At 70.7% G+C, this 21,004-nt stretch carries 13 protein-coding genes; 11 read left to right on the plus strand and 2 right to left on the minus strand.

Annotated features, from left to right (window positions below; translation table 11 throughout):
• The first annotated feature begins 192 nt into the window (after window positions 1-192).
• From ABDZ66_RS03315 to ABDZ66_RS03325, 3 genes are all read left to right on the plus strand, one after another.
• Window positions 193-1,662 (plus strand): exopolysaccharide biosynthesis polyprenyl glycosylphosphotransferase, encoded by a 1,470-nt coding sequence (locus ABDZ66_RS03315; RefSeq protein ID WP_343756041.1) that lies wholly within the window; start codon window positions 193-195, stop codon window positions 1,660-1,662.
• Between the two features lie 55 nt (window positions 1,663-1,717).
• The gene (locus tag ABDZ66_RS03320) at window positions 1,718-3,358 is read left to right on the plus strand and encodes a tyrosine-protein kinase domain-containing protein (RefSeq protein ID WP_343756043.1); all 1,641 of its coding nucleotides are present in this window, start codon (window positions 1,718-1,720) and stop codon (window positions 3,356-3,358) included.
• Between the two features lie 238 nt (window positions 3,359-3,596).
• Window positions 3,597-3,866: a hypothetical protein gene (locus ABDZ66_RS03325; RefSeq protein ID WP_343756045.1), complete on the plus strand. Its 270-nt coding sequence runs from the start codon at window positions 3,597-3,599 to the stop codon at window positions 3,864-3,866.
• Between the two features lie 182 nt (window positions 3,867-4,048).
• Here the strand turns inward: ABDZ66_RS03325 and ABDZ66_RS03330 are convergent, their stop codons facing one another.
• Both ABDZ66_RS03330 and ABDZ66_RS03335 read right to left on the minus strand, forming a co-directional pair.
• Window positions 4,049-5,743 (minus strand): diguanylate cyclase, encoded by a 1,695-nt coding sequence (locus tag ABDZ66_RS03330; RefSeq protein ID WP_343756047.1) that lies wholly within the window; start codon window positions 5,741-5,743, stop codon window positions 4,049-4,051.
• A 93-nt stretch (window positions 5,744-5,836) separates the two neighbouring features.
• Window positions 5,837-9,976: an EAL domain-containing protein gene (locus ABDZ66_RS03335; RefSeq protein ID WP_343756049.1), complete on the minus strand. Its 4,140-nt coding sequence runs from the start codon at window positions 9,974-9,976 to the stop codon at window positions 5,837-5,839.
• Window positions 9,977-10,154: 178 nt separating this feature from the next.
• Between ABDZ66_RS03335 and ABDZ66_RS03340 the strand changes: the two genes are divergently transcribed.
• The 8 genes from ABDZ66_RS03340 (at window position 10,155) to ABDZ66_RS03375 (ending at window position 21,000) form a co-directional block, all read left to right on the plus strand.
• Window positions 10,155-10,931 (plus strand): EAL domain-containing protein, encoded by a 777-nt coding sequence (locus ABDZ66_RS03340; RefSeq protein ID WP_343756051.1) that lies wholly within the window; start codon window positions 10,155-10,157, stop codon window positions 10,929-10,931.
• A 208-nt stretch (window positions 10,932-11,139) separates the two neighbouring features.
• Window positions 11,140-12,411, plus strand: coding sequence for a S8 family serine peptidase (locus tag ABDZ66_RS03345; RefSeq protein ID WP_343756053.1), 1,272 nt, complete (start codon window positions 11,140-11,142; stop codon window positions 12,409-12,411).
• 757 nt (window positions 12,412-13,168) lie between these two features.
• Window positions 13,169-14,992, plus strand: coding sequence for a bifunctional diguanylate cyclase/phosphohydrolase (locus ABDZ66_RS03350; protein ID WP_343756055.1), 1,824 nt, complete (start codon window positions 13,169-13,171; stop codon window positions 14,990-14,992).
• Window positions 14,993-15,707: 715 nt separating this feature from the next.
• Window positions 15,708-16,715 (plus strand): hypothetical protein, encoded by a 1,008-nt coding sequence (locus ABDZ66_RS03355; protein ID WP_343756057.1) that lies wholly within the window; start codon window positions 15,708-15,710, stop codon window positions 16,713-16,715.
• Window positions 16,715-19,420 (plus strand): beta strand repeat-containing protein, encoded by a 2,706-nt coding sequence (locus ABDZ66_RS03360; RefSeq protein ID WP_343756059.1) that lies wholly within the window; start codon window positions 16,715-16,717, stop codon window positions 19,418-19,420. Before ABDZ66_RS03355 ends, ABDZ66_RS03360 begins: the two co-directional genes overlap by 1 nt.
• A gap of 28 nt (window positions 19,421-19,448) precedes the next feature.
• Window positions 19,449-19,949 carry a phage tail protein gene (locus tag ABDZ66_RS03365; protein ID WP_343756061.1) on the plus strand — a complete coding sequence of 167 codons (501 nt, stop codon included), beginning with the start codon at window positions 19,449-19,451 and terminating at the stop codon, window positions 19,947-19,949.
• A gap of 1 nt (window position 19,950) precedes the next feature.
• Complete coding sequence (locus ABDZ66_RS03370; RefSeq protein ID WP_343756063.1) at window positions 19,951-20,466, plus strand: phage tail protein; 516 nt, start codon at window positions 19,951-19,953, stop codon at window positions 20,464-20,466.
• 9 nt (window positions 20,467-20,475) lie between these two features.
• Window positions 20,476-21,000 carry a phage tail protein gene (locus ABDZ66_RS03375; protein WP_343756065.1) on the plus strand — a complete coding sequence of 175 codons (525 nt, stop codon included), beginning with the start codon at window positions 20,476-20,478 and terminating at the stop codon, window positions 20,998-21,000.
• Window positions 21,001-21,004: the final 4 nt, after the last annotated feature.

Genomic DNA, 21,004 nt, shown 5'->3' on the forward strand with positions numbered 1-21,004 from the left:
GCCGGGGGGGCAGGGGGCGGTGGGCGCGCCTGGAGGGTGAGTCGGGCGCGGGCGCGCGGCTGGGGACTGCCACGATTCTATCACCATGGGCAGGGGCGGCCCGGGCGGAACGGTGCGTTCCCACTGTTCATGAAGGCCGGCCGCTGCACCTGATGGTGAGAGTGAGGGACCAGGTGCCTTATACTGCTCTTCATGGTGCTCAAGCCACCCTCACATTCATCTTCCGGAGAGTGGCCCACGGATACACCCCTGCACGAGCGCAACCTGACCCGCACACGCCGCGCCAACGCCTTCCTGCGCCGCCGCCTCCTGAACGCCGCCGCGCTGCTCGGCGGGAACCTCGCCGCGTGGACCGCCGCGTGGGCCGCCATGCAGGCCCTGGTGCCCACACTGAGCCCGCCGGCCGTCCGCTGGGAGGCGCTGTTCGTCCTGCATGCCATCCTGATGGTCGGCGGGAAACTGCTGCCCGGCTGGGGCCTGGGCGCGGTCGCGGAACTGCGGTACACCGTGCAGCTCACGGCGCTGCTGCTGCTCGGCAGCAGCCTGTCCGGGTTCATCACGCACCGGAGCCTCGTGCGGGAAGGGCCGAACCTGCTGCTGCTGGTCCTGCTCATCCCGCTGCTGCTGCTCGCCCGCAGTCTCGTCAAGAGCCTGCTGCTGCGGCGCGGCGCGTGGGGCGTGCCGGTCGTCGTGTACGGCGGCGCCGCCACCGGCGAGCGCGTCATCTGCGCCCTGCAGCAGGAACCCGGCCTGGGCTACCACCCGGTCGCCGTGTACGACGACGCCACCCAGCGTCAGGACACCCGGGTGGCGGGCGTGCCGGTCGCCGGTCCCACCAGCTCCTGGACGTACGAGACGCCCGTCGCGATTCTCGCGATGCCCGGCGCTCCCCGCGCCCGGCAGGTGCAGCTGCTCGACGGGCCGCTCAGCGTGTACCGCAGCGTCATCGTGATTCCCGACCTGTTCGACGTGCAGTCCCTCTGGGCGCGCACGCAGGACCTCGGCGGGATTCTCGGCGTGCGCCTCAACCAGAAGCTCGCCGATCCGGTCGCGCGGCGCACCAAACGCCTGCTCGACCTGACCGCCGTGACCGTGACCGCGCCCGTCTGGGTTCCGCTGTGCCTGCTCATCGGCCTGCTGATCTGGCTGGAGGACCGCCAGAGCCCGCTGTTCCTGCAGCCCCGCGTGGGCCTGGGCGGCGTGACCTTCAACACCTGGAAGTTCCGGACCATGCTCCCGGACGCCGAGGCGGTCCTGCAGACGCGCCTCGCGCAGGACGCCGCGCTGCGCGAGGAGTGGGAAGCGAACTTCAAGTTACGGCGCGACCCGCGCATTACCCGCACCGGCCGGTTCCTGCGCAAGACCAGCCTCGACGAACTCCCGCAACTCGTGAACGTCCTGAAAGGGGAGATGGCCCTCGTCGGCCCCCGCCCCCTGCCCGCCTACCACCACGACCTCCTGCCTGCCTTCGTGCAGCACCTGCGCCGCGAGATGCGTCCCGGCATGACCGGCCTGTGGCAGGTCTCCGGCCGCAGCGACGCCGGGAACGACGGCATGATCCAGCACGACCCGTACTACGTCCGCAACTGGTCCGTCTGGCTCGACGCCGTGATCCTGCTGCGCACCTTCCGCGCGGTGCTGCGCAGCGCCGGCGCCTACTGACCCTGCCCCGCCGCGACCACGCGGCGCCCCTCACCCACCCGAGGCCCCACCCTTCATGACCCTGAACCCCGACGCGCCCAACCGTAATTCCGACGACATCGATCTCCTGCAGGTCCTCGAGACCCTGCGCCGCGCCTGGGTGCCGCTGGCCGTGACGCCGGTCGCACTGGCGGCCGGCACGTTCCTGCTCAGCAGCCGTCAGGCGCCCACCTTCGAGTCCGGCACCAGCCTGATGTCCAGCATGCCCGACACCTCCAACGACACCCTCAAGGGCGCGTCCGTCACCGCCAGCCAGCTGCCGCAGGGCGCGGTGGACGAGGTCATCCACTCCCGCGCGAGCGTCACCCGCATCCTCGACATCATCGGGAAGTCCGACCTGCCCGCCCCCATCAAGGCGAAGATCGGCTCGGACCTGAGTAACGAGCTCGCCAACGACCGCTACGCCCGCGTGACCGTCAAGGCCCGCCTGGACCAGCAGCAGCGCGGCGTGTACGACCTGAAGGCCAGCGCCGAGAGCCCCGAGGCGGCCCGCGTGCTCGCCAACGCCGCCGCGAGCGCCCTGCTCGCCTGGGACGTGGAACGCGCCCGCAGCGGCGTCGCCCGCGCCCGCGAGAACCTGCAGCGGCAACTCGACAACCTCAACGCCCGCCTCGGCGCGCTCACGCCCGGCAGCCTCGAGGCGCAGAGCCTCGTGGCCGCCCGCGGGCAACTGCTGCTCAACCTCTCGCAGGCGACCGTCTTCGAGGAGGGCGCCAGCGGGAACCTCACGCTGCTGTCCGAGGCGAACGCCCCGCGCCGGCCCGTGTCCCCCAAACCCCTGCGGAACGCCGCGCTGGTGTTCCTGCTCAGCCTGTTCGCCGGGGCGGGCGTGGCCCTGCTTGTGGACGCCCTGCGCCGCCGCGTCCGGAACGCCAGCGACCTGCTGCAACTCGGCGTGAACACCCTGGGGGAACTCCCGCGCCTGACGCGCGCCAAGCGCGGCGCGATGGTCGGCCTCGCCCGCACCGGGGACCTGTACGAACCCAGCGGCTTCATCCGCGTGAACCTCGCCGCCACCCTCCCCGAGCAGCACGCCGTCATCGCCGTCACCAGCCCCCGCCCCGCCGAGGGCAAGAGCACGGTCGTCGCCACCACCGCCGCGTCCTACAGCTCCGCCGGGAAGCGCGTCCTGGTGATCGACCTCGACCTGCACCGCCCCTCGCAGCAGGAGTACTGGTCCGTCGCCGGCCGCCCCTGGGTGGCGCTGCCCGGCAACACCGTCCCGCTGCGCTGCGACGTCACCCTCGCCATCGAGCACCCCAGCCAGGCCAGCGCGCTGGACGTCGGCGGCGGCATTCACGTCCTGCCGGCCGGCGAGACCGGCCGCAAGGCCGCCAGCCTGCTGTCCCGCCCGGACCTGCCGGACCTGCTGCGCCGCTGGGCGCAGAACTACGACATCGTCATCATCGACACGCCGCCCGTCCTGGCGCTCGCGGACGCCTACGTGATCGGCCGTTCCCTCGACGGCATGATGCTCGTCGTGGAAAGCGGGGAGACCAGCGTGCCCGAGGTGCAGCGCGTCCTGACCACCTTCGCCAGCACCGGCACGCCCCTGATGGGCGTCGTGATCAACATGGTCAACCGCAGCAACCAGGGGTACTACTACAACTACAACTACCACAGCCGCCTGACCCCGCCGGCCACGCCGTCCCGCTGACCCGCCCTGGGGCCCCGCGCCTGCACCCGCGCGGCAGTGCTACCCTGAGCGGCGCGGGAGGTGACGCCCGACCCGGTTCCCCCGTTCACCCCCGGCCCGGTCGTGACGCCGGTCCCTTCCGCAAGCCCCGCCCGCGGCACCCGCTCCCCCCAGAGCCGGGTGCCGCGTTTCTGACCGCCCGGCCCCCGCTGCTGGAAATGACCGTTGCGCGGAGCCGCACCCTGCGATACTCGGTTCCGTGAGTTCCGTCATCTTCGAGTCCAACCACCGTCGCCGTCACGCTCACACCCGCCGCTGCGTCCGCCGCGCCCTGCGCCGCCGCCTGCCGGTCATCGTCGCGGCGGGCGCCGGGACGGGCCTCGCCGCGTCCCTGCTGGCCCTTCCGCCGCTCGCGGGCGTGGTGGGCGCCCTCGGGGCTGCCACCGCCCTCGCCGGTCGCGTCAGCTGGCGCGCCTTCCAGCGGCACCGCGACGACCTGCCCGAAACCCGCCCGATCCGCGTGCCCTGACACGGACTCCGATTGAATGGCTTACAAAGCCGTTCAATCCGAGCGAAGCGAGTGGGAGAAAACCGGGTTCCGGACGTGGAGTTAACAGATCGGTGATGTTCCGTGTGAACGAAACAAACGGCAGTCCGTATGACACGGACCCCGGTCGAACGGTTCACCCAGCCGTTCGACCGGACCCTGGATCAGTCGGCCTGATGAACGGCGATCCGGTTGCGGCCCTGCGCCTTGGCCCGGTACAGCGCCTGGTCCGCCTGCCGGACCAGCACGGTCAGGTCACCGCGGTCTGCGGTGGTCGTCGTCACCCCGACCGACACGGTGACCGTCAGGCCGCCGCTGTCCGGGGCGGACAGCACCAGGGCCTGCGCGGCGGACCGGAGCGTCTCGGCACGCTCCCGGGCCGCGTCGGGCGCGCAGTTGGGCAGCATGACCACGAACTCCTCCCCGCCGTAACGGCACACGACGTCCTCCTCCCGGAACAGCCGGCCCAGCACGTGCCCCAGCCGGCGCAGCACCATGTCGCCCACCGCGTGCCCGTGCACGTCGTTGAACTGCTTGAAGTGATCCACGTCCAGCATCAGGATGCTGAGCGGCCAGCCCTGCCGGTACGCGCGGGCCAGCTCGCGGGTGCCGGTCTCCTCGAAGTAACGGCGGTTGTACAGCCCGGTCAGCGGATCACGCACACTCTGGTGCCGCAGCGTCTCCTTGAGGCGCAGGTTCGCCAGCGCGAGCGCCAGACGGTCCGCGAAACGCCGCGCCAGGTCCCCGGCCTCCAGCGCGGCCCGGCCGTCCGGGAACTGCAGCGTCACCACGCCCAGCGTCTCGCCCTGCGCGCTGAGCGTCAGGCACAGCGTGCCGCCCGCCGCGCGGTCGTGCCGGCAGCGCGGGGCGGGCAGGTCCGGGCCGGCCGCGTGGTCCGAACCCAGGCGTGACGCCCAGCATTCCTCCGGCAGCCACGTTCCCCCGCCCGGCGCGGCGCCCCACGCGGCCAGCCGTTCGAGTACGTTGCGGGATTCCGCCAGCAGCGACACGCTCCCACCGGCCGGGAACAGCGCCGGCGCGACCCGGGCGATCACGTCCGCCGCCTCGCCCTGCGCCTCGCAGGCCTGCATGAACACGCCCAGCTGACTGAGGGCGTGCAGTTCGGTGGTGCTGGCCTGCACGAGGCTCTCCACCCGCGCTTCCAGGGTGCGCTGCAGAACCTGCTGCTCCTGCAGGGTCCGCTGCAGCGACGCGGTCATGTCGTTGAAGTGCGCGGCGATGACGCTCAGCTCGTCCTGCCCCCGGACCGGCACGCGCACGCTCAGGTCACCGGCCCGCACGCGCTCGGTGGCCAGCAGCAGCGGCCCGGTCAGGGACCGGACGCGGCGCAGCATCAGCAGGCCCAGGGCCGCGCCGAGCAGCGCCGTGAGCGGCAGACCGATCAGCACCGCCCACTGCGCCGCGTCGACACGGCGCTGCGTGAGGGCCCGCCGCTCGGCGAGCAGCGCGTTCTCGACCGACACCAGTTCCCGCGCGACCGGCAGGTTCTGCTGCAGGCGCGCGGCCAGGTCCGTGTCCTGCGCCCCGAACAGCGCGTCCCGCCACTGCTGCAGGCGACGCTGCTGCGCCGGGCTGTCCCGCAACAGCGAGAAGGTGTCCGCCCAGGTGCGGTCGAAGGTCCGCCGGCTGGTCTCGTCGGGCCTGATCAGCCACTGACGTTCGAGCACCTGCAGGTTGCGCACCTGTTCGATCACGTCGCGGGTGTGCGTGACCAGCAGGGCGCTGCGCCGGTACTCCTGAAATGCCGTCAGACTCAGCACGGTCACCGTGATGATGGCCAGCACCGGCAGGATGAACCCCAGCAGGAGCTGCCGTTCCAGGGACCGGCGTACAGGCATAGAATTTCAGAGTACCTGACGCAAAACGGCGCCACACACGGACCCGCGGCGCGGCGCCTTCATGGAAACCAGAGATTCCGGAGGGGGCGCGCGTCAGGAGCCTCGCTTCTCCCGGTACATCGCCATGTCCGCCTCCTGCAGCAGCTGCTCCCCGTTCAGGTCCGCTCCCCCCAGGGTCGCGGTTCCCATGTTCAGTTCCAGCGGCCCCAGCGGGAACGGTTCGGCTTTCAGCGCGGCCCGCAGCCGCGCCCGCACCAGTCCCGCCGCGTCTGCCGGCGTGCGCGGCAGCAGCACCGCGAACTCGTCACCGCCCCAGCGGAACACCGTGTCCTCAGTGCGGACCGTGTCCCGCAGGACCCGCGCGACCAGCACCAGCGCCTCGTCCCCCACCGGGTGCCCCAGCTGGTCGTTCACGCTCTTGAAGCGGCGGATGTCCGCCACGATCAGCGACAGCGGCTCCCCGTGCCGGCGCGCCCGCGACACCTCCCGGCCGAGGGTCTCCGTGAACGCCCGGCGGTTCGGCAGGCCCGTCAGCAGGTCCGTGCGGGCCGCCAGGTGAATCTGCGCCCGCAGGCTCGCCTCGTGCAGCAGCAGCGCCGCCTGCGCCGCGAAGGCCTGCACGACCACCACCGAATCCTCCCCGAAGGCGTCCACGTCCGCGCCGCTGTCGATGTTCAGGAAACCGTACACCTCCCCGCCCGACAGGACCGGCACGCCGATGTTCGCGGTGATGTCCGCCAGGCTCGGCAGCGGTTCGGGCGTCCACGTCTCCCCACGGTAGTACCCGCTGCCCTGCGCGGTGATCGTGCCGCCGCGCAGCACGCGCGGCCGGCCCGCGTTCCACGCCTCCTCACCCAGCCCGTACCACTCGTCGCGCAGCGCCTGCGCGTCGTACTGCACGTCCTGCAACTCCGCGGCCGGGTACCCCACCGACGCCGCGTACCGGAACGGTCCGTCCGTGCGCACCAGGAAGGACCCGCGCTGCGCGCCGGGCGTCAACTCGATCGCCTTGCGCAGCAGCAGCAGGTAGGCGTCCTCCACCGGGCAGCGCAGCAGCTCCCGGTGCAGCTCCAGCACCGCCCGGCGGTAGCGTTCGGACTGCACGCGCTCGTACTCCGCTCCGAGCAGGAACGACGCCTGACGCAGCAGGCCCAGCTCGCCGGCCTGCCACGTCGCGCCCGGCAGGGACAGCCAGAACGCCACCCGCACCGCGTACTTCCCCGCCACCGGCACGAGCGCGCCGTCCGGCTCGACGATCAGTTCGCCCGCCCGCACCCGCCGCAGGTCCTCGGCTGTGAACGTCCGCGCGGCGGGCGTCCCGGCGTCCCAGGCCGGTTCGCGCACCAGCTGTCCCGCCCGGACCCGCAGGCCCATCAGGCCCCGCGCGTGGAACATCCGGCAGAATTCCAGCGACGCGCTGCCCAGCGTGAGCGCCTCCTCGCCCGCCCCGGTCAGCCGCTGCGCCAGCCGGTACAGCTGCCGGTGCTGCTCGAGGTTCACGACGGTTCCCGCGATGTGCGCCACGTTCGCGCGGAACGCCTGGAACGCCCCGAACCCGGCGTGGTCCGGCCCGCCCTGCCACGCCACGGCCAGCGGGTCCCGCGGATCCACCCGGACCAGTTCACTGCGCAGCGCCCCCACCGCCTCGGACAGCCGCTCCCGGAACGCCTCCTCGCTCTGACAGGGCAGCAGCTGCTCGAGCACCCGCTGGTACGCCGCTGCCGGCACGGCCCGCGCGCCCGCCACGCCCCCCTGCGGCGTGAAGCTGAGCCCCAGCCCCTCATGCGCCGCCCGCGGCCGCCCGAACAGGTACCCCTGGGCGTACTGACAGCCCAGCGAACGCACCAGCAGGAACTGCTCCTCGGTCTCCACGCCCTCGGCGACCGTTTCCACGCCCAGCTGCTGCGCGATGGTCGCGATGGCCTCCAGCACCGCGACCGTGCCGCTCTCCGGCCGGGCCGGCGACACGAACGACCGGTCGATCTTCAGGGCGCTCACCGGCAGGCTCGGCAGGTAACTCAGGCTGGAGTACCCGGTCCCGAAATCATCGATCGACACCGACACCCCCAGGTCCCGCAGCGCCCGGAGCCGCGCGAGCACCCGCGCGGTCCCCTGCATCACCACGCTTTCCGTCACCTCCAGCTCCAGCGCTCCCGGCGGCAGCCCCGTCTCGCGCAGCGCGTCCCTGACGACCTCCACGAATCCCCCGTCACTGAACTGCACCGCCGAGACATTCACCGCCACCTGCAGCGACGGGTACGCCCCCGCCCGCCACGCCGCGCCCTGCCGGCAGGCCTCACGCAGCACCCAGTGGCCGATCCGCGTGATCAGCCCCGTCTCCTCCGCGATGGGAATGAACACGTCCGGCCGCACGTTCCCCAGCTCCGGATGCTGCCAGCGCAGCAGGGCCTCCACCCCGAACAGCGCGCCCGAATCGAGCCGCACCTTCGGCTGGTAATGCAGGGTCAACTGCCCCTCGGCCAGCGCGTCGCGCAGCGCCGTGGCAATCTCGAAACGCTGCCGGGACGATTCGAGCAGTCCCCACTCGAACACCGCCACGTCCGCCCCGCCGGGCCGCAGCGACCGCCGCGCCAGGTCCGCGTACTGCACGAACTGCGCGGCGCTCAGCGCTGAGCCGGGGCCCTCCACCACGTGCAGCCCCACCTTCGGACTGAGAGACAGCCGCCGGCCCTTCACCGTCAGCGGTGACCGCACCGCGTCCGCGCACGCCTGCGCGCGCACCTCCGCCTGCGCCCGGTCCGTGGCGGGCAGCACCACGATGAACTGCCCGGCGGACAGTTTCGCCAGCAGCTCGTCCGGCCCGCACAGGGCCGTCAGCCGCCGCGCCGTCTCGGCGAGCAGCAGGTCCCCCGCGTCGTGCCCCAGCTGCTCGCTGATCGCCTCGAGGTTCCCGGTGTTCACGGCCAGCACCGACAGCGGGAACGGCCCCAGCCGCAGCCGCTCTCCAAGCACCTCTTCCAGCCGCAGCCGGTTCGCGGCGCCCGTCACCACGTCCAGGTTCGCCTGGTGCCCCAGCGCCGCGAGTGCCCGCGCGTGACTCACCACCATCGCCGCCGCGTGCCGGGTCTGCTCCAGCGTGCCCAGCACCGCGTCCGGGAACGCCCCCCGCTGCCGCGCGAACAGCGCCACCGTGCCCGTCACCTGCCCCGCCCGGTCGTGCAGCGGCAGCGACACCACCGCCCGCAGGTCGTGCTTCACGATCAGGTCCCGGTACACCTCGCAGAACGGATCGTTGAACATGTCCGTCACCACCACCCGGCGGTCCAGGGCCGCCGCCGTCCCGCAGGCGCCCATCCCCACCTCCGCCGGCACCTGCAACGCGGGCCACAGGGACGCCGGCAGGCTCGGCGCCGCCGCCGCCCGCAACCGCCCGTCCGTGGCGTCCAGCAGCATCACCAGGCTCAGGTACCCCGGACACGCCACTTCCAGGTGGCGGCCCACCATCTCCAGCAGGCGAGACAGCGGCGCTCCCCTCAGGGCCGATTCCAGCACCTCGGTATGCGCCGCCTGTTCCTGCTCCGCCCAGCGGCGCGCCGTGACATCCTGGAACGACACCTGCAGCCCCCCCCGGTGCGGGTGGACGCTCACCTCGAACCACTGATCCACCGCCGCCAGGTGCACGGTCTGGCGGAACGGCCGCCCACCGGCCATGGCGCGGCGCAGCGCGCCGTCCACGCCGGCCGACAGCACCCGCGGGAAGACCTCCCACAGCGTTGAGCCCAGCGGCCGGGTCGTCACCTCCGGCCGCACGAAGCGCCGCGCGGCCGGATTCAGGTACGTCAGGCGCCACGCCCGGTCCACCAGCAGCACCGCCTGCTCGAAATGATCGAACAGCGCCCGCAGCGACGCGTCCGCCCCCACCTCCGCCGCGCCGGCAGCACCACCGGCAATCGGGGTTCCGTCGCCCGACGGGTCCTCCAGCACCCACGACACCAGCGCCCCTCCGGCCGCGGAACCGGCGTCCCAGCGGTCCACCTGCACGGTGCCCGACCCCTGCGGCTCCTGCCACGCCTGCCGGTAGACGGGCAGCTGCCCCTCCAGCACCTGCGCGATTCCGCCCGCCAGGGCCCGCAGCGCCGCGGAGTCGCCCTGCGCCGCTCCCGGCAGGTACAGCTCTCCGGGCTGCAGCTGGCCCGGGCCCGCCCCCGGCACCCATCCGGAGCGGCCGACCACGCGCCCGGCGGCGTCCAGCAGCAGCGTTCCCCTCAGCATGACCCGGTCCGGCCGGTCAGCACGCGGCGCGTGTCGCCACCCGCCGCGCGGGCCGGCGGGACCGCGGTCCGCGCGGACGGCAGCAGCAGAGTGGACACCATGCCCCTATCATGAGCGCTGAAGCCCGGTCGGGGGAAGATGCGCCCCCCTGCCGCCCCCGGCGGCGTACCATGGCCGCATGCCTGCCGCGAACCCGGTGCCGCCCCACCGCTGCCAGTGCATCCTGCCCCCTCACCCTCTCCCGGAACTGAACATGGCCTTTCAGCCCATCGTGAACGTCCAGACCGGCCGGACCCTCGGGTACGAGGCGCTGGTGCGTGGACCGCAGGGCGAGGACGCCGCCTGGGTGTTCGCGCAGATTCTTCCCAGCCAGAAGTACGCCCTCGATCAGGCCTGCCGCGCCCTGGCCATCCACACGGCCGCGCAGCTGAACCTCAGCGGGCGGCTGTCCATCAATTTCCTGCCCGGCGCGGTCTACGAACCCCACGCCTGCATCCAGCCGACACTGCGGGCCGCCCGCGACACTGCCTTTCCCCTGCGGCGGCTCATGTTCGAGGTGGTCGAACAGGAGAACGTCGCGGACCCGGAACACGTCCGGCGGATCCTCGACGCCTACCGCGCCTACGGATTCATGACCGCCCTGGACGACTACGGCGCCGGGCACGCCACGCCCGCCCTGCTGATGGCCCTGCGGCCAGACGTCGTGAAACTCGACCGCAGCCTCGTGCGGGACGTCCACCTCAGTCCAGGCAGCGCCCTGCGCGTCCGGGACATGGTGCGCTTCGCGCGGCAGTCCAGCCTGCACGTGATCGCCGAGGGCATCGAGACGGTTCACGAGGCGCGGGCGCTGCTGGAGCTCGGCGTCACGTTCATGCAGGGGTACTACTTCGCGCGGCCGGCAATGGGATCGCTGCCGACCGTTCCGCACGAGGCCATCCTCGCCTGCCGCTCCTGAACCGCCGGCGCACCCACGCCGCCCGGCCCACCCCCAGCGGACCGTATGGCACCGGCAGGCCCTGCGGGGCGATAAAAAAATTCACTTTGGCCGTGACTCAACCTTCATGCACGGAGGGTTGAACTGACCCGTAAATTGTGAGATTACTGAAGAGATCGTAGGCTCGGTCTTTCCTATCCCCTCACAAATCACTCAAAGGAACAGCCTAATGAAACCCATTCTTCCTGCCGCGCTCCTCACGACTGCCCTCCTCGCCGCCTGCTCCGACGCTCCCACCACCCCCACGGGTCAGGCCCCGCGTCCCGCCTACGTCAGTGCCGTTCAGGTCACGGCCACCGACACCCCGGCGTCCGTGTCCCGACGCCTCGGCGGCACCATCCTCTCCTGGCCGACCGACTGCACAGACAGCTGTTCGGCCCTCGTCGGCCTGAACGAGCGACCCAGCGCGGCGCTGAGCGCTCAGGGCGTCGGCCGCGTCGAACGCAACCGGGACGTGTTCAGCGGCGGCGGCGCAATCACCGCGGTCATGGGCGGTAACCGCGCGTATATTACAGGTCAGCAACAGGACCCCTGGGAAGGGGGCAACTACCGCGCCATTCCTGAGAACACACCGCGGTGGCAGAAGATCGGCCTCGAGCGGGCACAGGCCATGGCCCCGGGGCTTGGTGAGGGCGTCACGGTGGCCGTCATCGATTCCGGCATCGACCTGCTCCATCCGGCGTTTGCCGGCGCCCTGAGCGCCCCCTCTACCTGGAAGGACTTCTACGCCGGAGATGACCTCCCGCAGGAGGAAGGGCAGAGCGGCGGCGCCTACGGGCACGGCACGAACGTCGCAGGCATCGTGCTGCAGGTCGCGCCACGGGCAAAGATCATGCCGCTGCGCGTTCTCGGGCCGGACGGGTCCGGCGACGTGGCCGGCGTCGCCCAGGCAATCCTGTACGCCGCGGACCAGGGCGCGCAGGTCATCAACCTGAGCCTCGGCAGCGTGGAGAACTCCAGCATCGTGCAGGACGCCGTGCGGCAGGTCGCAGAGCGCGGCGTGTACGTCGTGGCGTCCGCCGGTAACGAGAACCAGGACCGGATCAGCTACCCGGCGGCGCTGGCCCGGAGCAAGGGCGCCCTCGGGGAGTTCCTGCTGAGTGCCGGCAGCACCGACCTCAACGACCTGAAATCCAGTTTCTCCAACTACGCCAGAACCCTGGAGATTGTCGGTCCCGGCGAGAACGTGTACGCGCCGTACCCGGACGGACGGATCGCCTCGTGGAGCGGGACGTCCATGGTCTCCCCGATGATGGCGGGCGCCCTGGCCCTGTCGCTGGGTCAGGGCCTGACCGTGGCGCCCAAGGACCTCACGAAAAAACTGGCCGAGAGCGCCTTCGACGTGTACGAGCACGGTGCCAACGAGGCCTACAGGGACATGCTGGGCGTCAAGGGGCGGGTCGACCTGGTGGCCTTCCTGAGCAGGACCACACAGCAGTGACATGTCACTGGTAAGCCAACTGCCGCCACATCTGGAGGTGAACCCGCTGTTGCTTGAGCTGGACAGCCGGTTCACCCTGAACGAACAGGGGCTCCTCCCTCTGGTGGCGGACGTGCCAGCCGTGACCCCCCAGGACTGGGGGGTCAAACTGTACCTGATGGGCCGACTTCAAATGGCGTCTGGCGAGTACAGTGCAGGTACTGAAAGCCTTTTGAATTCGATGAACTACTTTAGGGATTGTCGGGCGGTGGAGTGTGCAGCCGACCTGACAATTGCTGTCGGTCTTGAACTGTTGGATACCGGACACATTGATGAGGCGGAGAATCTGCTTGTCCGCCTCAAGGAAACACAACTTGCATTCGGGAGTGATGAACTCGCGCGCATCCGCATCGACTTTCCGCTTGCCCGCAGTAGGTATGAGAGAGGTGTATTTGCTGAGGCGCTCGGGATGTACCATGACCTGCTTGAGAGGTTGCTTGACTCGCCTCACCAAGTTGAATTGGTCAGGTGTCTGATCAACATCGGCGCATTATATGCCGATCTTGGGGAATTTAAGGACTCAATTGATTATTTGCTAAGAGCCTATAAAAAGATTAATGGATTAACGAACAGAATAGAGATGGAATTTGCAGTCTTCATGAACCTTGCCAGGGCCAGATTCCTCTCTGGTGAGCATGACAGTGCCATTGAGGTTGCCCGTCAGGCCTGCGCCAGCGCGGAGCAGCTCGAAGATCCCTACAGACTCGCGTTCGCGAGTATGAATCTTGGAGATTTTCTTGCTGCGGCCGGCCACACGGGTGAAGCGGAGAGCCATCTTCTCCGGGCGCTGTCACTCAGCGATGGGCATGAGTTCAGGACGATCAAGATCAGCGTCCTCGGGTCGCTCTGCGCGCTGCACGAGCAGCTCGGTCAGCACGGGGAGGCGACGCGGGAGGCGCAACTGGCGCTGCGCATCGCGCTGGAGGTCGGTTCCGCCCAGGGTGAAATCGAGGCGCGGATCGCGCTGGGGCGCCTGTACCTGCACGCCGGGCAGCCCGGACCGGCCGAGCAGGAACTCCTGCAGGCGCTGGAACTGGCGCGTGGCAGTCAGATGCCGAAGGAGCAGGTGCTGGCCCATGAACAGCTCGTGCGGGTGTACCGGCAGGCCGGTCGACTGGAGGACGCGCTGGATCACGCGGAGAGCCTGCGGGCGCTCGAGCGGACCACCTTCGACACGGACCGCGACCGGCAGATCCGCAACCTGACCGTGCTGTTCGAGGTGGAACGCGCCCAGCAGGAGGCGCAGCTGTACCGGGTGCGGTCCGAGGTGGAACAGGAGGCCCGGCAGGTGGCCGAACGGCAGGTGCTGGAACGCACCGCCGAACTGGCCCGCGCCCAGCATGAGGTCGTGGCGCGACTGGCCATCGCGGCCGAATACCGGGACGACACGACGGGCGAACACACGCGCCGGGTCGGGCAGGCTGCCGCGCGGATCGCCCGTGCGCTCGGGTGGTCCGAGACGCAGGCGAGCGTCCTGGGGGTCGCTGCGCGTCTGCATGACGTCGGGAAGATCGCCATTCCGGACGCGATCCTCCTCAAGCGCGGGCGGTTGACCCCGGACGAGTTCCGGCAGATGCAGTCGCACACCCTGATCGGCAGCCGGATCCTGTCCGGAAGTCGTTCCGCGCTGCTGGCCATGGCAGAGGAGATCGCCCGGTCCCACCATGAACGCTGGGACGGCACCGGTTACCCGCTGGGCCTTCAGGCGGACGCCATTCCGCTGACGGGCCGCATCGTGGCCATCGCGGACGTGTTCGACGCCCTCACGCAGGCCCGGCCGTACAAGGCCGCCTGGACGACCGCGGAAGCCCTGCGGGAGCTTCAGGCGCAGGCGGGACGGCACTTCGATCCGGCGCTGGTGGCGGTCGCGGTGGACGTCCTCGTGAACCTTCATGAGGGAGACAGCCTGTTTCTCAACCTGTACGACAGTCAGGAGGCCCCACCCCTGGCGGAGGGTGAAGCGTCACAGGTGCTCGCGGTGTTCGAGCAGCTGCTCATGGAACGCACCCGGGAACTGGAGCTGGCGCGGCGCGAGGCGGAACTCAGTGCGCAGCGCATGGAACGCATGGCGCTGACCGACAGTCTGACCGGCCTGAACAACCGCCGCGCCCTCGAACAGGACCTGGAGCAGCGGACGGCGCCGCTGGGGCACACGCCGTTCACCGTTCTGTCCCTGGACATCGATGGACTGAAGATCCTCAACGACACGCGCGGCCACAGCGCCGGAGACGCCCTGCTGAACGCGGTGGCCGCGGCCCTGACCCCAGCCTTCGACGGGTGCGGACAGGCCTACCGGATCGGCGGTGACGAATTCGCAGTGATCTGCAACCAGGTCATCACGGCCGCGGAGCTGCACGCCCGCCTGGAAACCATGGCCCTGCACCTGCAACAGGCCGGCTACCCCAACCGGCCCTTCAGTACCGGCGCGGCCGAGTACCCCGGAGATTCCAGCAGCGCCGGGGACCTGCTGCGCATCAGTGACCAGCGGATGTACCAGGAAAAGATCCGCCGCCGTCAGACGCGCGCAGCGCAACCCGTATAGCGGAGAGACGGACTCCCACCGCGATTTGACCACCCGGGGGCGCTGCCACGTCGTTGATGAAACAGGCAGAAACCCGCATCATACGGATTCCGTTTGTTTCGCCAACAATCCGGAACTGCACCGGATTGCCGGCTCCACGTCCGGAACCCGTTTCTCTCCTACTCGCTTTGCTCGGATTGAACGGGCCTTGCAGCCCATTCAATCGGAGTCCGTATCACACGCACTCGGATTGAATGGGTTGCCAACACCGTTCAATCCGTGCGGAGGTGACCCGTAAAGCTGCCCTGCAGAGCGGGACGGACTGTCGGGCGTGACGTTGGCACCCCGGTGCGTTGGCGGGTTGTGAACGAGAACAGACCGCAGTCCGGATCAGAACTGATGATCCCTGAGCCGCAGCCCGCCCGGTCCGATCGGGACCGAGATGGCGAGGGTGACCGCCTTCCACGGACCGAGGGCGGTGAGGTGCGGCGGTACGTACGGGGGACGGGACGTGGCGGCTGGGGACGGTGCGCTGCGGGCGGGTGCGGGATCGGGTCTGGTCATGGGACCTCCGGGTGCATCAGGGTGTGAGGGAATGGACCGTTCTGCTGGGCAGGCCGGTGCCCCTCGCCTTCACGGGTCCATCCTAACCCGGTATACTCATCCGAAGCTAATCTACACGTGATTGTCAGGAGCCCCCGGTCAACCGCCTTCAGCCGCTGTTCGTAGGAGACGCATGCTCAAGCCTGCCCGTCCCGCCCTGCTCCTGCTCTGCCTGACTGCCTGCAGTCACGTGTCCTCGCCGCCGGAGGCCGCCCGTCCACGGCCCCTTGGTCTGATTGAGCTGACGGTCAGTGGCCTGGGTGGTCCGGTCCCCCTCAGCTCGGTTCGGGCCGTCGCCACGCCCGGGTGGCGCGCACAGTCCCTGGCCAACCAGTCGGACGGCCTGCAGCTCGAACCTCTGAATGTCACGGTGTTCAACACCGGCACGCGCGGCGCGGACGGGCAGCGGTACGTCAGCGCCGCCTACCGCGTCCGGAATGCGGGCAGTGACGGTACCCCCAGTGCCCGCCCGCGCAGCAACCTCACCCTGATCGCCGTCTCGGCTGGCGATACGGTCAACACGACCGCGTTCCGCGCGGTCACCACCTTCAGCGGTGCGCCTGTGCCGGCCAGCGTGCCGCGCACGATGCTGCCCACGCACGCCATGCGCTTCGATCCGCTGACGGCCCGCCCGGTGCTGTCGGCCGGTGCCGAGGACCTGCAGGTGTTCACGGAGGCTGAAATCGCGTCCGGGTCGTTCCTTCCCGTCGGGGGCGGCGCGCCCCTGACGTACACCGATCTGGGCGTGCAGACTGTCTTCCCTTACGGGTTCACGGTTCACGCCCTGAACGGCGGTCGGACGCTCGCAGCGAACCCCGCTCCCGGCGCGTTCGACGGGCGCGTGACCTTCTCCGTGAGACTGCCCCTGCAAGCCTCGAACACCCAGGACCCCTGGGCGTTCCGGGTGGTGCTGCTCGTCACGGAGGACAGCGCCACCCGTGTCACGCAGGCCCCTGAAGAGCAGGCGCTTGGCAACGCGCTGGTCACCGCCCGCGCCGCCACGACCGGCGCGTCCCTGGTGAACACCCTGCCGGGCAGCACGTACGCCGGGGCCGTCCCGGCCCGCTGCGTGAACGAGGTCCGCACCGGCGGTCTCAGCGGCACCCCCGACGCCACCTACCTGATCCGGGGGGCCTGCTGATGGGCCGCCCAGCCACGCCGCTGCGTTCCACCCTGCTGAGCCTGCTGCTGCCCGGCCTGCTCAGCGCCTGCTTCCAGCAGCCGGCCCCGTCCTCCCCGGCCGCCGACCCGGCGTCCCCGCCTCCCACGGCCGCGCCTGCCCCGCGTGAACCGCTGCAGTCACTCGGCACCGTCGACCTCACGTTCACGGGCCTGGGTAACGCGGGGGAGACCCTGCGCGTCACCACCCCCGGCCTGCGCAGCAGCGCCCTGGTCGATCAGGGCAGCATTCAACTGCAGCCGCTCTCCAACGGCACCTTCACCACCGGCCGGCGGGGCGTCGACGGTGTCCGCTACCTGTACGCGACGTTCCTGGTCCGCAACGCCACCCAGGCCGGCGCCGCGTACGGCACGCCCCGCCGGAACCTCACGCTCGTCGCGGTCAGCACACCCACCACGGCCGCCGACACCCCGTACAGCCGCGTGCAGAAGTTCGACGGGACCGACGCTGCGGCCGGGATCGCGGCCACAATCACGCCCACCGCCGCGCTGCAGTTCGACCGTCAGACCGAGCGGCCCGCCCTGATTCCCGGCGCGGAGGACCTGCAGGTCTTCACGGAGAACGAGGTGGCCCCCCTGACCGGTGCGGGCGTCACCCGCGCATTCCCGTTCGGGTTCGTGGTGCGCCACAGGACCGCCACCGGGAACCGGGACCTGCCGGCCAACCCGGCCCCCGGCACCTTCGACGGGACCGTCACGGTCGCCCTGAAACTGCCGCTGCAGGCGAACCCGGCCGACGATCCGTTCACGTTCAACATGTCGTTCGCCGTGGTCGACGATCCCGTCACGCGCGTCACCGAGAGTCCGGAGGAGCAGAGCCTCGGGAACGTGCAGGCCCGCGCGGCCAGCCTGGGCGGCGCGCAGGTGGCCCTGCTGTGCGGCAGCGCCGTCACGGCCCCCGGCAGTCTGTTCATCGGTTCGGCCACCACGGCCGGCGCGCCCGGCGCGGCCCGCGCCGCCCACATCGGCGGGGACCTGGCCCTGAACACCGTGCCCAGCGCGTACGCCGCCACCGGGAACGTGAACCTGAACGTGAACGCCGCGCTCGGGCTCGGCCGTTTCTACGCCGCCTACCCCGCCGCGCCCGGCGGCGCGAACGCGACCCTCGCCTTCACGGGCAGCGGCACCGCCCGCAGTGGCAGCCTGAACGTCGCCCCGAACGGCGCGTTCGCCTTCACGTCCCGCGCCGGGGACGGCGCGCCCCCCGTGACGGACACCCTGAACTACACCGTCAGTGACGGGCGCGGCTGCACCAGCCCCACCCAGGGTGTTCCCGTGAACGTCAGCGGGCGCGTGTGGTTCGCGCGCAACACCGCCGCCACCGGCGACGGACGCCAGGACACGCCCTTCCCGACGCTGCAGGCCGCGCAGACCGCGTCCGCCGCTGGTGACACCCTGTACCTCTACCGCGGGGACGGCACCACCACCGGCCAGAACCAGGGGCTCACTCTGAAAGCCGGTCAGACCCTCGTGGGCGAGGGGGCTCCTCTCACCGTGAACGGCGCGGCCATCCTTCCCGCCGGGCAGCCGTCCACCTTCGAGCACACCGCCGGAACGGGCCTGACCCTCGCCACGAACAACACCGTGCGCGGCGTGAACATCCGCGGCGCGGCCGGCGGGGTCAGCGGCACGAACTTCGGGACCTTCACCGCCGAACTCGGCGCCGTGCAGGCCTCCGCCGGTCCCGCCCTGAACCTCAGCGGCGGGACCCTCACCGGCAGCGCCACCCGCCTGGACGCCCAGACCACCACCGGGAACGGCGTGAACCTCCTCGGTCTGGGCGGCAGCTTCACGGTGCTCGGCAGCGGATCCCCCGGGTCCGGCGGGACCCTGCAGGCGACCGGGCCGCTCGGCACGGGCCTGAACCTGCAGCCCGACAACCTCGACTTCACCCTCAGCCTCAACCGCATGACCTTCCAGAACAGCGCCAGCGGCCTGCTGCTCGCCACGCAGGGCGCCGATACCGGCCGCGTGACGCTCACCGTGCAGGACAGTGCGTTCAGCAACAACAGCGCCAACTCCATCCAGATCAACCCTGGCGGGTCCGGCAGCAGCACCTACACCGTCCGCAACAACACCTTCACCCACACCGGCGCGGGCGGCGGCGTGTACTACAGCGGCACGTCCCGGACCGGCACGCCCACCGACCAGGGCACCATCACCGGGAACACCTTCAACCTCTCTCCCGGCGGGAACGCCAACGCGATCACCGTCGACCAGGTCGGTGCCGGCGCCGCCCGCTTCGCCATCACCGCCAACACCGTCACCGGGTACGGCGTGTACGGCATCTCCGTCGGCGCCAAGGAAGGCGGCGGCGGCCGGCTCGACGCGGTCGTCACGAACAACGCCGTCAGCAGCCCCCCCGGCCCGGTGAGCAGCCCCAACCTCGACGGCATCAACGTCACGGTCGGCACCGCCACCGGGCAGAACAGCGCCCTGTGCCTGCGGATGACCGGGAACACCAGCGTCTCCCCGGACCCCGGATTCGCCGGCATCGTCCTGCGTCAACGCACCGGCACCACCTTCACCATCGAGGGCGTCCCGACCGGCGCCACGAACGCCCAGGTGCAGACCGCCGTTCAGGCCAGCAACGCCCCTTCCACCGTCCGCATCCGGACCGGCGCCGAACTGACCCCGGTCACCGGCACCTGCACCGGCCCCACCTGATCGCCCTTCCCCCGGAGGAGACCCCCGCATGGCCGAACCGTTCCTCGCCGAGATCCGTCCCGTGAGTTTCAACTTCGCTCCCAGGGGCTGGGCCCTGTGCAACGGGCAACTCCTGCCCATCAACCAGAACCAGGCCCTGTTCTCCCTGCTCGGCACCACCTACGGCGGGGACGGCCGCACCACCTTCGCGCTGCCCAACCTGCAGAGCCGCGCGCCCATCCACACCGGGCCCTCCAACCCGCTCGGCACGCTCCAGGGGGAGGAAAACCACACCCTCACCACCAGCGAACTGCCCCGGCACACCCATGCCCTGGCCGCCAGTACCGGCGGCGGCGCCTCCGTCACCCCCGCCGGCAGCCTGCTCGCCGCACCCCAAGGTCCGCTCTACGCGCCGGGTCCCCCCGACGTGACCCTCACCGCCGCCAGCGTCACCGTCACCGGCGGCAGCCAGCCCCACAACAACCTTCCCCCGTACCTGGTGATCAACTACATCATCGCGCTGATGGGCATCTTCCCGTCGAGGAACTGACATGGGCCAACCTTTCGTCGGTGAGATCCGCCTGTTCGCCGGAACCTTCGCGCCCAACGGCTGGGAATTCTGCGACGGCCGCCTCCTGAGCATCGCCGAGAACGACGTCCTGTTCACGCTGATCGGCACCACCTACGGCGGCGACGGACAGCAGACCTTCGCCCTGCCCGACCTGCGCGGGCGCGCCCCCGTCCACATGGGACAGGGTCCCGGCCTGAGCCGCTACACCACCGGCCAGCAGGGCGGCACCGAAACCGTGACCCTCACGGCGGCCCAGATGCCTTCCCACACCCACGCGCCCGCCGCGTTCAGCGGCGCGGCCACCCTCACCTCACCGCAGAACGCCGTGCTGGCCAGTCCCACCAGCGGCGAACTGTACCTCGACGACACCCCGGTCTCCGCCCTGAATCCCGGCGCCGCGCAGCCGACAGGCGGCAGTCAGCCGCACGAGAACATGCCGCCCTACCTCACCCTGTCGTTCATCATCTCGCTGTCCGGCATCTTCCCCTCGTCGTGAAGGAGTTCCATGTCTGATCCATTCGTCGGTGAGATCCGCCTGTTCGCCGGCAACTTCCCCCCGCGCGGCTGGGCCACCTGCGACGGGCAACTCCTGCCCATCTCGCAGAACACGGCCCTGTTCTCCCTGCTCGGAACCAATTACGGCGGGGACGGCCGCAGTACCTTCGCCCTGCCGGACCTGCGCGGCCGCGTGCCCATTCACCACGGCCAGGGTCCCGGCCTGAGCGACCATCCCATCGGAGAGGCCAGCGGCAGCGCGGCCGTCACCCTGCTCACCAGCGAGATGCCCGGCCACACCCACACCGTCCGGGGCGCGCCCGACCCCGCCGAGAGCAGCGTTCCCGGCGGGAAGGCCCTCAGCCGTGGGGTCAACCTCACGCCCTACGCGCCCGCGCCGGCCACCCCCAACACCACCCTGAATCCCGCCGCGCTCACAGCTGCCGGCGCCGACCAGCCGCACAACAACCTCCCTCCCTCCCTGACCCTGACCTTCATCATCGCCCTGCAGGGCATCTTCCCGCCCCGCCAGTAACTGC

Origin of the sequence: Deinococcus depolymerans (genome assembly GCF_039522025.1) — a bacterium.
Lineage (GTDB): Bacteria > Deinococcota > Deinococci > Deinococcales > Deinococcaceae > Deinococcus > Deinococcus depolymerans.

Bases quoted from the DNA above. Each gene is read 5' to 3' on its own strand.
- ABDZ66_RS03315 (WP_343756041.1), top strand. From the start codon at position 193: ATGGTGCTCAAGCCACCCTCACATTCATCTTCCGGAGAGTGGCCCACG.
- ABDZ66_RS03370 (WP_343756063.1), top strand. From the start codon at position 19,951: ATGGGCCAACCTTTCGTCGGTGAGATCCGCCTGTTCGCCGGAACCTTC.
- ABDZ66_RS03375 (WP_343756065.1), top strand. From the start codon at position 20,476: ATGTCTGATCCATTCGTCGGTGAGATCCGCCTGTTCGCCGGCAACTTC.
- ABDZ66_RS03335 (WP_343756049.1), bottom strand. From the start codon at position 9,976: ATGCTGAGGGGAACGCTGCTGCTGGACGCCGCCGGGCGCGTGGTCGGC.
- ABDZ66_RS03320 (WP_343756043.1), top strand. From the start codon at position 1,718: ATGACCCTGAACCCCGACGCGCCCAACCGTAATTCCGACGACATCGAT.
- ABDZ66_RS03355 (WP_343756057.1), top strand. From the start codon at position 15,708: ATGCTCAAGCCTGCCCGTCCCGCCCTGCTCCTGCTCTGCCTGACTGCC.
- ABDZ66_RS03350 (WP_343756055.1), top strand. From the start codon at position 13,169: ATGAATCTTGGAGATTTTCTTGCTGCGGCCGGCCACACGGGTGAAGCG.
- ABDZ66_RS03365 (WP_343756061.1), top strand. From the start codon at position 19,449: ATGGCCGAACCGTTCCTCGCCGAGATCCGTCCCGTGAGTTTCAACTTC.
- ABDZ66_RS03360 (WP_343756059.1), top strand. From the start codon at position 16,715: ATGGGCCGCCCAGCCACGCCGCTGCGTTCCACCCTGCTGAGCCTGCTG.
- ABDZ66_RS03330 (WP_343756047.1), bottom strand. From the start codon at position 5,743: ATGCCTGTACGCCGGTCCCTGGAACGGCAGCTCCTGCTGGGGTTCATC.
- ABDZ66_RS03340 (WP_343756051.1), top strand. From the start codon at position 10,155: ATGCCTGCCGCGAACCCGGTGCCGCCCCACCGCTGCCAGTGCATCCTG.
- ABDZ66_RS03345 (WP_343756053.1), top strand. From the start codon at position 11,140: ATGAAACCCATTCTTCCTGCCGCGCTCCTCACGACTGCCCTCCTCGCC.